The following is a 13,441-nucleotide window of genomic DNA, read 5'->3' as shown; positions in this document are numbered from 1 at the left end:
AAGTATTATGACATTATTAATGATTATTATCGCTATTGTGGGTGGCGCCGCACTAAGTATTCAGGCTGCCGTAAACGGCGAGCTTGGCAGTAAAGTTGGTGTTTTTAAAAGTGCTTTTTTGACGTTCTTGCTGGGTGCCATTATTACCGGTTTGCTCATTTTCTATTTCGAGCCCAGCTACGCGATAACGCTAGCAGATGTTCCGAAATGGCAATTATTAGGTGCTTTATGTGGCGTTCCTTACATTGTCATTATGGTGATTGCTGTACAGAAGATAGGAACCGCGGTCGCGACTGTGGCGGTTATTTTTGGTCAACTCGCAATGAGCATCTTAATTGATACGCTTGGTTGGTTTGATAACTCAGAAGTTACTCTCTCGGCCTCTCGAGTTGGTGCCGTGCTTTGCCTGGGCGTTGCTCTGTTTTTCATACATTCGAGTATTAAGAATGAGAAAACAAACTCAACTTAATTTTGGTGTGTTGTCGGATAAGGGTATCAGCTTGAGGGCATTGCGTTCACCCAACACTTTTCGACTTAGCCAGTCCGGCTGTCAAGGTGAGACAGGCGAAGACTGTAACGGCGTAACCTGCTGTAAACTGCTCCATTAAAAGCCCGAAGATTGGGGCTCCTACAGTCTGGCCGATAGCGATGGTAAGGAAACCAATCATCAGACCCGTTGCTGGTCGGTCGGGTAGAGCCGCAACTCCCCAAACTAGATATACACCAGTCAGCATTATATAGGCCATGCCAAAAAGAATACCACCGATCAAAGTCAAGGCGGGCGTGGTGCTTTCAAGTCCTATTAGAAGGATACTTGCTGCCATTGTACTTAAGAACGTCCAATGTATTCGCTCAATTCCAAACCGTGTTACTAAAGACCCTGCAGCCGCACCGACAATGCCAGCTGCGCCAATTGCGATCCATAGAAGTCCGGCGCCGGAATGGCTCCAGCCTAATCGGAGACCTACAAGCTGGCTGCCGAAAGACCATAGAGCGGTGCTGGACGCGCCCATCAGGAAAGAAGCGACGATCAGATGTGTAAGCGCTTTATCGAAGGGTGGTAGGCCAGAGGCGTTTTTAATGGCCATATTAGCTTTTTTGGGTACGCTCAGTGCCGTTGCTACCGCGATGAGGAAAGCGACCGCGGAAAAAATTGCAAACGCTAATCGCCATTGCCCTCCGATCATCAATGCCACCGGCCCTGAGAGCACCACACCTGCACCAGTACCGGCGTTAATGATAGTATTGGTGTTGCTTTGTCGATCCGGGTGGACGACTTTGGCTACAGCAGCTGCCATGGGCGGTGAGGCTAACCCGGTGCTGGATCCAGCGAGCATCACCGCACTTGCGAGCCAAAGGGAGTCAGGTGCCGTTGCGATTCCAGTCATGCCTACTGCCGCTACTAGTGCAGCGCCTGTTGCAACGGCGCGGGCACCGATCCGTTCGGTTAAGTGTGCCGATAGGATAATAGCAATACAGTAGCCCAGAAAAGACCCGCCAGATATCAACCCGCTCAATGTAGGGGATAGGGAGAGGTCTGCGTCGACCTGGGGCAGAAACAGTCCGAAAGCGAAACGGGCGAAGCCGTAACAGACGGCTATCAGACCGAACCCCGTCGCGCTTAGATACAAGCTTGGGTTCATCATTTTGCCCGTGAGACAATTGCTACAGCCGCGTTACGCGCCTTCTCCACAGCTTCCGCACCGCGATAGACGGCTACTGACGTCGCGCCTTCGAATAGAATGAGGACTTGCTCGGCCAGCCCCGGGTCATCAAGACCGCCGGTTTCTATCGCCACAATTTCCTGTATTTTATTCCACAGTCCTTCTTTATGAGCCGACATTACTTCGGCAATTTCCGGAATATCGCCCCCAGTTTCGCCATAAGCGCGCAAAAACAGACATCCTCGGCAACCCTCTACCCGGACCCAGTCTTCGAGCGCTTTAAATAGTGCATCTACGCTGCGAACTTCTAGTCGCCGTAAGAAACGTTTATCCCGCTCAGTTAGCACCTTGGCTATGAGTGCGCTCTTACTGCCTGCATGCTTATAAAGCGTTCTGCTCGATATTCCGGCAGCTTGAGTGAGTCGATCCATTCCAGTGGCTGTGAAACCATTTCGATCGAAAAGGGATTCTGCGGCGGAAATAAGTTTGTTTTTTATGTTCATATGCAGCCTTCATTCTGGATTGATACCTCAAAGTGTAAAGTGATCGTTTTACACTGTCAATTCAGTTTTCATCTAGTAAGAGAGACGTCATCATTTTTTATTTCAATGCTCAACGGTCTGAGTACTTTGATAATCTTTTACCAGAAGGTTTGCGAGAGATTCGTGATCGAATTGTTGACCAAGATAATGCCGACTCGACAAGACCTTTTGATATTTTGGCAATAATATGACGGGATTGCATCGGGGTCGTTACAGCGCATCAAAACAACTGCGTAATACCCAGCAAAATAGCGTAGCGGCCAGCTTTACTAATAAAAACCAGAATCAAAAATTGCCAGAAGGTTAATCGCAGCATACCGGCTATAAAGGTGAGTGGGTCACCAATGAAGGGAGCCCAGGCCATCAGCAACGACCACTTACCAAAGCGTTCAAACCAGCGATGACCACGGGCAAGAGATTTTGGTTTGAACGGGAACCAGCGGCGATCCTGATACCGGACCAAAAAACGGCCCAGAACATAGTTGACCACGGACCCCAGCGTATTACCGATTGAGGCCAGCCACCAGATTATCCAGACATCGTAATCCATGCGCTGGGCTGCCACGACCACAAACTCAGATTGAGCTGGCAGTATTGTGGCCGCCAGAAACGCTGTCAGAAATATACTTAAGTACATAAACCCCTATTACGCGGCACAACTTATAACGGATGTCATCAGCGTACTGGAAATAAGGTGTTCATAAATGAATTTCACCTATTATTGGCTATAAAAATTTAAAATCTGCCGTAAACTGATGTACTTAGTCGGTTCGTTTACTGAAGGTAATCGTTATGGTTATTGATCTGCTGTTACTGCTTTTAGGTGTGGTGCTGTTAACTTTCGGTGGTGAAGCGCTCATTCGAGGTTCGTTGGCTGCAGCCAGGCGCTTCGGCATTTCGCCGCTGCTCAGCGGCCTGGTCATTGTTGGTTTTGGCACCTCTTCTCCGGAGTTGGTGGTTTCTATTGACGCCGCTATGACGGGTCAGCCTGATATCGCCATTGGTAACGTGGTCGGCAGCAATATCGGTAATATTCTTCTTATTCTGGGTGTTTGTGCGGTCATTATGCCAATGGCCGTTCAGCCTTTGGCGCTGCGCCGCGACGCGGTTACTGTGGTCGGTGCATCGGTACTATTTTTGGTGTTAGTAGCTGGCAGTGCCCTCGGACGCACCGATGCTTTTATTCTTCTGATTGCTTTGGTTGCTTATTTGATCTGGGCGTACCGAACTGAACGCCTGCATGCCGGGCCATCTGCCGACATGCATAAAGCAGAAGCTGAGGAGTTAACGGCAGTTCCCAAAACCTCGCTGTGGATAGTTATGGCCGTTCTGATTGGGCTGGTTTTTCTAATCGGTGGCTCGCGTGTGATGCTTTCAGGGGCTATTGGACTGGCGGAATCCTTTGGCGTTTCCGAAGCCGTTATTGGTTTAACGCTGGTTGCTGTTGGTACATCCTTACCGGAGCTCGCTGTGTCGGTAATGGCTGCTCTCCGCCGCCATGCTGACGTTGCTGTGGGCAATATTCTTGGCAGTAATATATTCAACCTGCTCGGTATTCTGGGCATTTCCGCGCTACTTCAGCCACTTCCGGTGCCCGAGCGTATTTTGCAGTTCGATCAGTGGGTGATGCTGGGTACAGCCGCTATTCTATTACTGTTTCTGTACACCGGTCGTCGCCTCAGCCGAATGGAAGGCGGTGTTTTGTTGGCCGGTTATGTCGCTTATGTGGGATTAAGTTTTACTGCTTTTGCGTAATTTTTGACTACACTAAATAATGAACACTCATCAATAAAACAGAGAGGTACCTCAATGGCATTCGAAAAGTGTCCGAAGTGTGAAGATCAGGTACTGGATAATAACTACAGTTGCCCGGCCTGTGGTTTTGTGAAGAGTGAAAAACCGGAACAAGAGAACCAACCGGGCGAAAACAGCACGATTACCTCTGAGAACACATCGAAAAGCTTGCAGATACAAGGCGTGTTATCGCTCATTATTCTTATCGTGGGTGTGCTTTGGTTTTTTCTAACCTCCGAGGAATCTCAGCAAAGTAACGAAATCAATGTGATACCTCTGATTATGTTTATCGGCGGTCTTATCTGGTACATAGTGACGCGCTTTCGAATTTGGCGTTCGCATTCTTCTTAAATAAGAGCAATAACGCGGTTACCGAACGATGCTACTGCTCTACGGGCTCTTCGTGCAGGGACTCCCATGCCTGAAGCATTTCTTTCTTCGTTGAGCCCCAGCGGTAGCCGCCCAAAGCGCCGCTTTTCTGAATAACACGGTGACACGGAATTAGCATGGCAACAGGGTTTGCGCCAACAGCATTACCAACCGCCCGAGACGCTTTAGGGTAACCTAATGCATTGGCAATTTGTGAGTAACTCGCCAGCTTTCCCGATGGTATCCTCAATAAAGCTCGCCACACGGCTACTTGAAAATTTGTACCCATTACGTGCAATGACAAGGGGTTAGACTGCCCGTCTTTTAATCGACTAAACAGTACGTTAGCCACATAGTTGGTCGCGTTGTCGTTTCTTACGAGCGAGGCTCTGGGCCAGTCTTTATGCACACTGGCAAGTATCTCGTCAACAGCTCTGGAGCCCAAAAACTCAATGCGGCATACGCCTCGAGGGGTAATTGCGACAAATATCTTACCAAAAGGCGTTTCATTTACGCCGTATTGAATAGTAACTCCCTGACCTTCGTTCCTGTATTCCCCCGGCGTTACGGCTTCTAGCTTTACAAAGTAGTCATACAGTCGGGAGCCCCCGCTTAGACCCATGCTGAGAGAAACATCCATAAGAGAGCCTTCTTCTTTCAGCATTCGCTTGCTGCGTTCCAGGGTAAGAGCCTGCAAAAAACGCTTTGGTGTGGTGCCTGCCCATTTACAAAATACCCGATGAAAATGGAACGGACTGAGATGAACATGAGCAGCAACGTCTTCCAGGGTGGGCTGGCTCGATACATGCTCTGACATATAGGCCATGGCTTTTTCAATACGGATATAATCAGACATAACCATCACCCTTACACGCGATTAATTGAGATACCACCATCATAAAAAACAGTTTATCCGACAACGACCCGAAGCTTGCTCTTTTTTTTAATCACGCTGCTAGATACGAATGCTTGTATCAAGCACTGACTATATCCCGAGTGTCATTATTATTTGCATTGTTACTGTATGTCACCTAGTATTCATTTTACTGTGTTTCACACAGTGTGCGTAATACAGCATAAATAAGGACTCACTATGGCTACTGCACCACTCGATAAACTCAAGCTAGAACTGCGCCGTGGCGTTTTGGTTTTAGCGGTACTCGCATCTCTGCGCGAGCCTCATTATGGCTATTCGTTACGTAAGCAACTGCAAGGTGCCGGCGTCGATATTGATGAAGGTACGTTATACCCACTTATTAGAAGACTGGCCGATCAAGGGTTGCTCGATAGTGAATGGAAGCAGGGAGAAGGGCGTGAACGACGTTATTACCAGTTATCAACGCTGGGTGTAGAGCTATTAGAACAATTAACCCAGGAGTGGACCTCGCTCAACAGCGCGATTGGCCCCCTACTGTTGCGGAACACCAATGAGGAGCAACACTAATGGATATGGTAGAACGTTATATTGCCGCTGTTCAGCGAGAGCTGCCAGAAAAGAAACGCGATGATATTAGCCGCGAGTTAAAGGCGAATATTCTTGATCAGATAGACGCATTAGAATCGCAGCAAGGGAGTGTGTCTGACGCTGAGGTAGCTGGACTGTTAAAAGCGATGGGGCATCCGCGCAAGGTGGCGCTTCAGTTTTGTCCGCCCACGCCACTGGTAACCGCGGAGCTTATGCCTTTGTATTTGCACACGCTGTATATGGTGCTCGGCGTGTTGTTTGTGATTTCAACCGTTGAAATTACGGGCCGCTGGCTTGGTGGTGCTGAAATGAGCTTGCTGCTATTCATGAAGGGCATAGCAAGCGATTTTCTGGCCAGTGGTTACTTTGCGTTTACGACAATTACCATCGGTTTTGCAGTTATGAGCCGCTCTCGGAAAAAGGAAACTGCAGAGGTTGCAGGCACCTGCAAATGGAGCCCTGAGAAGCTCCCGGCCGCAGGTAAAAGTTGGCAGCATATTAGTTTACAGAATATATTTTCCGATCTAGCCACATTACTATTTTTAGTGATGTTGATTTGGTATCCGTTATGGCAGCCCGACAGTGGTACGCAGAGTATTTTTACTGAGCAAGCGCTGACTATTTTACGCTGGTTTACGCCGGTTATTGCAATTGCTACGGCACATAGTTTGTGGCAGTTACGGACAAGGCTATGGACCCGCAATATGTTGATGCTTAACATTGCCGTTAGTGCTGCGTTTTTACTGGTTTCGGCAGGGTTGCTGATGTTATCGCCTGTGTTACAAATTAATGTCGAAGTTTTGAGGGAAGAACTGGGCATAGCCATTATCGAACGAAGTACTCAGACAGTTCTGGTGGCTGCTGCATTAATAGCAACCTATGAAATTGTCCGTGATGTACGTCGGTTGATCCGCAGTTGATGGGGAAAGACAGACAAACAGCCGCGCTTTATTGCGCGGCTGCAGCCAAGGCTTTTTTCTGACAATTACTGCTGCGCCTGATTCAACGCCTGAATAGCAAAGCTGCCCAGCCAGTGACCACCTTCGTAGCTATCGCCAACTAGATTAGGGTAGGAGTGCGCCATATGTTTATCGGCAACTTCGCGTAAATGCGCATACTGTGGGTATTGGTTAGCCAGCGCATACAGGTTCCAGGCGCGGCTGAAGTTTAAACCGTCCAGATGCACCAGTTTGCCGTCGGTTCTGTCGCTGACTTTACCTACCGTCAGGCTGTAGTCCGGATCAGCGAGTTGTGGCATAAAATCATCTAACCAGGTTAAAAACTGCTGTTTTGGCAGGACGCGCTGCATTAGGCCAATTTCTTCCAGACAGGGTGACAGAAAGTCATAGCCACTTGGCTCCCAGCTTATCGGGCAGTTTTTATCTTCTGAAAAGTAATCTTTAGCGCGCTTAGTAATTAATTGCTGTAGCTCTGTATGTTCGTGATTCACAGCGTAGTCGTAGGCAAAACTTAAGCCAAAGGCTGTGTTGGTATGCTCGCCCACTCGCACCGGGTAGACCAGCCGAGGTAAGAAGTTGATATAGCGTTCAACGATTAAATCGGCTAATGGTTGTAAGTTAGCGGCCAGCTCTTTGGCCATAGGGTCTTTCCATGAGTGAAGCTCGTCAGACAGTTTTAACAACCACGCCCAACCGTAAGTGCGCTCAAACGAGTCATTAATGTCTTTGCTGAAAAAGTCCACTTCACGCGCGACTTTTTCTGCAGTTAAGTTGCGTTTAAGAACGGCTTTTACCTCGTCAGCCTGTTCCAGATCGGGGTACTGCTGTAACAGGGTGACCATTGACCAGTAGCCATGAACGGCACTGTGCCAGTCAAAACAGCCGTAAAAAACGGGATGAAGAACTGACGGCTCCTTTAAATCGTCAGCACTGCCCAGTACCGCTCCGGTTTTGTATGGGTAAGGTGTTTCAACACAATGTAATGGCAGCTCTACCAGTTTATTTGCTTCGGATAGTGTTAAATGGTGTGAAGCCATGCGTTCGGTGTCCTGAGTTGCCGGAGAACAGGCCTGCAATAACACCATACTTAACAGGGCAGTACAAAAGGAAAGGGCTTTTAGCATATTAGGCTCACATTGATGATTGTTTTTAGCTCGAATGATAGTAGCAACCTTATAAATTTTTAGCTATGTCCGAAAGCGGCAGCTGAGTATTGCTATAGCGCCTTAGGCAGGTTTGCGTTATCCGTACTGGCAACCGAAATCAAAACTGCCATACTGAAATTCATAGCACAGAGGTCGACACCTCTCGGACCTATTTGAAGTACAGGAGGCCAAGCTAATGCCGAGTATTGCGCAGCCCTTCGACAATGAGAGCTTGCCGAAAGACAAGTTAATAGCGGAGTATGAGCGGGTGCGTGCGCAAACAATGAGGTTGACGGAAGCCTTAAGTGCAGAAGATATGATGCTACAGTCGATGCCCGATGCCAGCCCGGCGAAATGGCATCTCGCGCATACCACCTGGTTTTTTGAAACTTTTTTACTGCAACCTCATTTAGCGGGTTATCGAACGTACAACAATGCCTATCAATACTTATTCAATTCTTATTATGAAACGGTAGGCGAGCGCCATCCGCGACCGCAACGAGGCTTGTTGTCACGGCCGCCGTTAGAAGAAGTGGTGAATTATCGGAAGCATGTTGATAACGCCATGAAGGCATTGCTGGAGTCATACTCTGCTGAAATTAAGGCGGCTGTTACCATTGGCTTGCATCACGAGATGCAGCATCAGGAACTGATACAAACCGATATTAAACATGCGTTGTCACTTAATCCGTATGCGCTGGGGCCGGATACCAATGCGGCAGAATCTTCCCCTGATTCCGGTAGCACAGGAAACCCTGAATTTGTCCATTTTGAAGGTGGCTTATCTTTTATCGGTACCGATGCGGAGTCATCCTTTGCCTATGGCTGCGAACAACCCCGGCATCAGGTATTTGTGCCGGAGTTTAGTCTGTGTGAGCGCTTGGTGACTAACGCAGAATGGTTAGAGTTTATGGCTGACGACGGCTATAAGCGGCCAAAACTCTGGCTTTCGGACGGCTGGGCAACAGCGCAACAGGAAGGTTGGCGAGCGCCTTTATACTGGCATCGTGAAGGTGAGCAGTGGTTTACTGTGACGGGCCGTAACCGTGTGCCTTTAGATCTAAATGCTCCGGTTTGCCATATTAGCTATTACGAGGCAGACGCTTTTGCGCGCTGGTGCGGTTGCCGTTTGCCAACAGAGTTTGAATGGGAGCATGCGGCTCAGTCGGTTGAATGTTGCGGTAACTTTCTGGAGCAAAACCAGTTACTGCCGCAGCCGGTAGTCGCCGATAATAAAGGCCTCAAGCAAATGTTCGGCGATGCCTGGGAGTGGACGCAGAGTCCGTTTATTCCTTATCCGGGATTCAAAACGCCGGAAGGGGCGTTGGCTGAGTACAACGGGAAGTTCATGGCTAACCAGTGGGTTCTGCGTGGCGGTTCATGCGCTACTGCCGAGCAACAAATACGCTTAACCTACCGGAACTTCTTTTACGCGCATCAGCGTTGGCAATTTAGCAGTCTGCGTCTGGCCAAATAAAATCAAAAATCGGGATGTTTTATGAACCATGGGTTTTTGCAGGATGTTCTGGCGGGGCTACGCTTGCCTCAAAAAACGCTACCACCCAAATATTTTTATGACGCAAAGGGGTCAGAGTACTTTGACCAAATTTGTCAGCTGGATGAGTACTACCCCTACCGCACTGAGCTTGGAATGTTGCCCGATGTCGCCGGGGAATTAAAACAGTACTTTTCGGGAAAATCTCTCGATAACATTCAACTGGTTGAGTTTGGTGCGGGGTCGCTGCATAAAGTAAAACCATTGCTAAAAAAGTTACCTGTGATAACGGAGTTTGTCGCGATTGATATTTCGGGTGAACATCTCAAAAAAGCCTCAGCCGACCTTGCCGAGTCCTTCCCCAAATTACAGATTAAAGTTGCTCAAGGGGATTTTACCCAACCAATAGAACTGGCGCTTTCTCAGGCGACTTCAATGGGCTTTTTTCCAGGCTCTACCATAGGCAACTTTGAGCCTGAAGAGGCCTGCGAGTTTCTGCGTAGCGCTCGCACAACCCTTGGTAAAGAAAGCTATATGCTGATGGGGGTAGACACCAAAAAAGACGAGCAAATGCTTGAGCGTGCATACAACGACAGCAAAGACATTACCGCACGTTTTAATAAGAATATTCTGACCCGAATGAACCGAGAACTCGATGCTAATTTTCATCCCGATCAGTTTGAGCACCTGGCCATTTACAATCAGAAGCTGGGCCGTATAGAAATGCATTTGCGCAGTTGTATCCGGCAGGAGGTTGAAGTTGCCGGTGAAAGTTTTCAGTTTAAGGAGGGTGAAACCATTCACACCGAAAACTCCTATAAATATTACCCCGAAGAGTTTGATCGGTTAGCAAGCTCGGCAGGCTGAAAGCGCGAAAAGATATGGCTGGCGCCTGACGGAATCTTCGCGATTATGCTATTACACAATGCTGACAAAGTTCGAGACTAATCGGTGTCTGCTATGCCAAAACTTTTTACTGTCGATGTCTTTTATGGTTCGCAGGCGTTGGGCAATCAGCATCATATAGCTTATCGCCCGGCCCCCGCTTGGTCCGAAACGCCTTCGAATATCAAAGAGTTCCAAATCTAATTCTGATGAGTGGCGGCTCAGGAGCGTTTCAGGCTCAGTTTTTAAATTATGACAGACAGGTGCGTCGCTGTGGGTCGGGTAACCTCGCGGTTGCTGCGTACATAAACGGGAAACTAAAGACGAAACCCACCAACGATCTTTTATTGACGCCCTCAGGTGAAATACAGCTAGGGTTTGACCATGAATCGGCTTATTACTTTGATAAACCTTTAACGCAGAGACCGTTGCGTAACTTTAGGTTTTGGCGACGATTTATAAGTCAGCCAGTTATTAATGGCTGCTACTGTGGTGGTCGTAATGATTATGTTTTGCTGGAACTTAGCCAGCCGTTGACACAATTGAGTGTAAATAGCGGTGTATTATGCCAGTTTAGCCAGCGAGCTCTAATTGTCATTTACCGGTTGCTGTCAGGTGCGGTACAACTGCGTTACTTTGCGCCGCAGTACGGAGAGGCTGAAGATGCAGCTACGGGCTCGGCCTGTGTGCAGGCTTCCGCTTACCTCAGAAATCAATACCCAAAGAGTTACGCACATAAGCCGATTGAAATTAAACAATGCTCGCCCGCAGGAGGGTGTCTTTATCTGAAAAATTATCAGCAACAGGTTTTGGTCAGGGGGCGAACAGCGATGCGAGATAGTACCGCTGTTTTCTCGTCTTTTGACTACACTGAAGAGTGAACATTCCGCAAGAAAACAGAGAGGTGCTTCAATGGCATTTGAGAAATGTCCAAAGTGTGAAGATGAGGTTCTGGATAATAAATACAGCTGTCCGGCTTGTGGCTACGTGAAGTCCGAAAATTCAGAACAAAAAGAGCAACCGGGTGAAAACGATCAGCCTGGAGAAAGCAAAATTACCACTGAAAACACATCGAAAAGCTTGCAGGTGCAAGGGGTACTGGCAATCGTTATTCTGATTATTGGCGTGCTCTGGTTTTTCCTAACTTCTGATGATGGGTATACGGATTTAATGGTTGATGGGGTGAAGGTGCCCCATCAACCATTAAATCCGTATACCCTTTATTTTTAAGGCAAATGTTTTTCACTGAGAACACAGCAAAATGAATTAACGGCAGAAAAAAGGGCTCTTAATGACGCGGCAGGCTTCAGAAAGCATGCAAAATGCAATCATCGTTTAACAGAAAGGATAGATGCATACATGAACGCAGAAGAAGCATTACTTCAAATCTATATGAGAGAATTAGATACAAAGCGTCAAATAAAACATAATTCTAAATTTGACATATTTATGAGTACGGGGGCGTACCATTTAGAATTCGCTGTGTTGTCGTTGGCTATTAGCAAAGTAAATCAGGAATTAAAGAGTGCAGGTGTTGATATCGCGTCTTTCATAGACGAGATCCATAAATACATAAACGACATCATGGTAGACAGCATGGAAGGCTCGAACCAAGTTAAAGAGTTTGACCCGAACAACCCTAAGGAAGTAGAGGTGTCATGTTATAGCAGAACATTGAAAATGGTGAATGATAACCTGCTTAACCGTTACTACAACGCACTGCAAGCAGAAAGAATGAAGGAGGAGTTAGACAGAAAAGTCATTCGATTCCATAAAAAATGAAGACCTAAAGATATCAAAACGAGACTGTAAAAAATTTTGTGTAAATGGCTGTTTGCACTGTTAAATCCGATCCTGATACATGATCTCGAATTGCGCCATGGCCGGTTTCCAGTTGCGTATGGGCATCGTCCACTTTTTCGATGCCTGATGCAAGGCTAAGTACAATACCTTCATGATGGCCTCATCATTCGGGAACGACCGGCGAGTCTTGGTAATTTTACGCAATGACGCGTTCAGCGATTCGATGGCGTTAGTGGTGTAGATAGCCTTACGTATCTCCGCCGGGTATTCGAAGAATACGCTTAAGCGTTCCCAGTTTGCCCGCCATGAGCGGCTTATGGTCGGATGCTCTTCATCCCACTTTTCAGCGAACTCTTCCAGCGCCTGCTCTGCTGCAGCGCGGGTGGCAGCACCATAAATTAGCTTTAAGTCAGCTGCGATGATCTTGCGTTGCTTCCAGTTTACGTAACGCAGAGAGTGACGAATTTGATGCACGATGCACAGCTGTACCTGAGTCTTCGGGTAAACCGCTTCAATGGCTTCGGGGAAGCCCTTCAGGCCATCGCAACAGGCGATAAAGATATCATCGACGCCGCGATTTTTAAGCTCGTTCATCACAGATAACCAGAATTTAGCGCCTTCGGTTTGCGCCATCCACAGGCCAAGGAGCTCTTTTTCACCGTCGGTGTTAATACCAAGCGCCAGGTAGACTGACTTATTTTGAACAACGCCAGAGTCACGGCTGCGAACCACCAGGCAATCAAGGTAAACGACCGGGTAAAGCTTTGCCAGTGGTCGATGTTGCCAGGCCTTTACTTCGTCCATCACCTCGTTTGTAACCTGAGATATGAATGTGGGAGATACTTCAACACCGTAGGCTTCTTCAAGGTAAGCCTGGATATCCCGGGTAGTCATGCCTCTGGCATAGAGCGCGACGATGCGCTCATCGAATCCGTTAAGCTGACGTTCACCTTTGCGAACCAGTTTAGGCTCAAAGCTACCGTTGCGATCACGGGGAATATCCAGCTCGACGTCACCGTTGGTGCTACGAACAGCCTTCTTGGTTTTACCGTTGCGGGAGTTACCGCTGTTATTGCCGGCCGCATCATTTGGGGCGTAGCCTAAATGGGCTTGCATCTCGGCTTCTAAAGCGCGTTCAGCGACCTTCTTGGTAAGCTGCTTGAGCAGCCCAGCTTCACCTAAAATGTCGTCGGGTGAGTCACAGCCATCAAGCAGCTGATCGATGAGTTTGTCTGATATTGGCATTCTGATATCCTTCTTCGATATTGCTAAGAATGCCATTTACACAGATATTTTTACACTCTCATCAAAACGCATTCC

General features: G+C 47.9%; 17 protein-coding genes. 11 read left to right on the top strand and 6 right to left on the bottom strand.

The window, feature by feature from the left end; all coding sequences use genetic code 11:
• The first annotated feature begins 7 nt into the window (after window positions 1–7).
• Window positions 8–469: a DMT family transporter gene (locus tag KZ771_RS11440; protein ID WP_290573483.1), complete on the top strand. Its 462-nt coding sequence runs from the start codon at window positions 8–10 to the stop codon at window positions 467–469.
• 46 nt (window positions 470–515) lie between these two features.
• Here the strand turns inward: KZ771_RS11440 and KZ771_RS11435 are convergent, their stop codons facing one another.
• Together KZ771_RS11435 and KZ771_RS11430 are read right to left on the bottom strand one after the other, a co-directional pair.
• Window positions 516–1,643: an MFS transporter gene (locus tag KZ771_RS11435; RefSeq protein ID WP_290573494.1), complete on the bottom strand. Its 1,128-nt coding sequence runs from the start codon at window positions 1,641–1,643 to the stop codon at window positions 516–518.
• Complete coding sequence (locus tag KZ771_RS11430; protein ID WP_290573484.1) at window positions 1,643–2,167, bottom strand: TetR/AcrR family transcriptional regulator; 525 nt, start codon at window positions 2,165–2,167, stop codon at window positions 1,643–1,645. The genes KZ771_RS11435 and KZ771_RS11430 overlap by 1 nt, the downstream gene beginning before the upstream one ends.
• A 53-nt stretch (window positions 2,168–2,220) precedes the next feature.
• Here KZ771_RS11430 and KZ771_RS14350 point away from each other — a divergent pair, with 53 nt between their 5' ends.
• Window positions 2,221–2,397 carry a HipA N-terminal domain-containing protein gene (locus KZ771_RS14350; RefSeq protein WP_365996747.1) on the top strand — a complete coding sequence of 59 codons (177 nt, stop codon included), beginning with the start codon at window positions 2,221–2,223 and terminating at the stop codon, window positions 2,395–2,397.
• A 29-nt stretch (window positions 2,398–2,426) separates the two neighbouring features.
• Here KZ771_RS14350 and KZ771_RS11425 read toward each other — a convergent pair whose 3' ends face one another.
• Window positions 2,427–2,843, bottom strand: coding sequence for a YqaA family protein (locus KZ771_RS11425; protein WP_011233330.1), 417 nt, complete (start codon window positions 2,841–2,843; stop codon window positions 2,427–2,429).
• 155 nt (window positions 2,844–2,998) lie between these two features.
• Here KZ771_RS11425 and KZ771_RS11420 point away from each other — a divergent pair, with 155 nt between their 5' ends.
• Complete coding sequence (locus KZ771_RS11420; RefSeq protein WP_290573485.1) at window positions 2,999–3,961, top strand: calcium/sodium antiporter; 963 nt, start codon at window positions 2,999–3,001, stop codon at window positions 3,959–3,961.
• Between the two features lie 54 nt (window positions 3,962–4,015).
• The gene (locus tag KZ771_RS11415) at window positions 4,016–4,351 is read left to right on the top strand and encodes a zinc ribbon domain-containing protein (protein WP_290573486.1); all 336 of its coding nucleotides are present in this window, start codon (window positions 4,016–4,018) and stop codon (window positions 4,349–4,351) included.
• A 31-nt stretch (window positions 4,352–4,382) separates the two neighbouring features.
• Here the strand turns inward: KZ771_RS11415 and KZ771_RS11410 are convergent, their stop codons facing one another.
• On the bottom strand, window positions 4,383–5,225 hold the full coding sequence (locus KZ771_RS11410; protein WP_290573487.1) for a methylated-DNA--[protein]-cysteine S-methyltransferase: 843 nt from the start codon (window positions 5,223–5,225) through the stop codon (window positions 4,383–4,385).
• Between the two features lie 237 nt (window positions 5,226–5,462).
• Between KZ771_RS11410 and KZ771_RS11405 the strand changes: the two genes are divergently transcribed.
• The gene (locus tag KZ771_RS11405; protein WP_054488828.1) at window positions 5,463–5,813 is read left to right on the top strand and encodes a PadR family transcriptional regulator; all 351 of its coding nucleotides are present in this window, start codon (window positions 5,463–5,465) and stop codon (window positions 5,811–5,813) included.
• Complete coding sequence (locus tag KZ771_RS11400; RefSeq protein WP_290573488.1) at window positions 5,813–6,754, top strand: hypothetical protein; 942 nt, start codon at window positions 5,813–5,815, stop codon at window positions 6,752–6,754. Before KZ771_RS11405 ends, KZ771_RS11400 begins: the two co-directional genes overlap by 1 nt.
• A 65-nt stretch (window positions 6,755–6,819) precedes the next feature.
• Here the strand turns inward: KZ771_RS11400 and KZ771_RS11395 are convergent, their stop codons facing one another.
• Entirely contained in the window at window positions 6,820–7,917 is a 1,098-nt protein-coding gene (locus KZ771_RS11395) for a DUF2891 domain-containing protein (RefSeq protein WP_290573489.1), read from the bottom strand.
• Window positions 7,918–8,134: 217 nt separating this feature from the next.
• On the opposite strand from KZ771_RS11395, the gene egtB reads away from it, so the two are divergent.
• From egtB to KZ771_RS11370, 5 genes are all read left to right on the top strand, one after another.
• Entirely contained in the window at window positions 8,135–9,415 is a 1,281-nt protein-coding gene (egtB, locus tag KZ771_RS11390; RefSeq protein ID WP_290573490.1) for an ergothioneine biosynthesis protein EgtB, read from the top strand.
• A gap of 21 nt (window positions 9,416–9,436) precedes the next feature.
• Window positions 9,437–10,300, top strand: a complete 864-nt coding sequence (egtD, locus tag KZ771_RS11385; RefSeq protein WP_290653578.1) for an L-histidine N(alpha)-methyltransferase — start codon at window positions 9,437–9,439, stop codon at window positions 10,298–10,300.
• 530 nt (window positions 10,301–10,830) lie between these two features.
• Window positions 10,831–11,199 carry a PhzF family phenazine biosynthesis protein gene (locus tag KZ771_RS11380; RefSeq protein WP_290653576.1) on the top strand — a complete coding sequence of 123 codons (369 nt, stop codon included), beginning with the start codon at window positions 10,831–10,833 and terminating at the stop codon, window positions 11,197–11,199.
• Between the two features lie 31 nt (window positions 11,200–11,230).
• Window positions 11,231–11,548: a hypothetical protein gene (locus KZ771_RS11375; RefSeq protein WP_290573493.1), complete on the top strand. Its 318-nt coding sequence runs from the start codon at window positions 11,231–11,233 to the stop codon at window positions 11,546–11,548.
• 129 nt (window positions 11,549–11,677) lie between these two features.
• The gene (locus KZ771_RS11370) at window positions 11,678–12,100 is read left to right on the top strand and encodes a hypothetical protein (RefSeq protein WP_035234747.1); all 423 of its coding nucleotides are present in this window, start codon (window positions 11,678–11,680) and stop codon (window positions 12,098–12,100) included.
• Between the two features lie 60 nt (window positions 12,101–12,160).
• Here KZ771_RS11370 and KZ771_RS11365 read toward each other — a convergent pair whose 3' ends face one another.
• Entirely contained in the window at window positions 12,161–13,366 is a 1,206-nt protein-coding gene (locus KZ771_RS11365) for an IS256 family transposase (protein ID WP_290569042.1), read from the bottom strand.
• Between the last annotated feature and the right edge of the window lie 75 nt (window positions 13,367–13,441).

The organism is Idiomarina sp., from assembly GCF_019431395.1.
Classification (GTDB): domain Bacteria; phylum Pseudomonadota; class Gammaproteobacteria; order Enterobacterales; family Alteromonadaceae; genus Idiomarina.
This window is presented reverse-complemented; position numbering and strand designations above follow the sequence as displayed.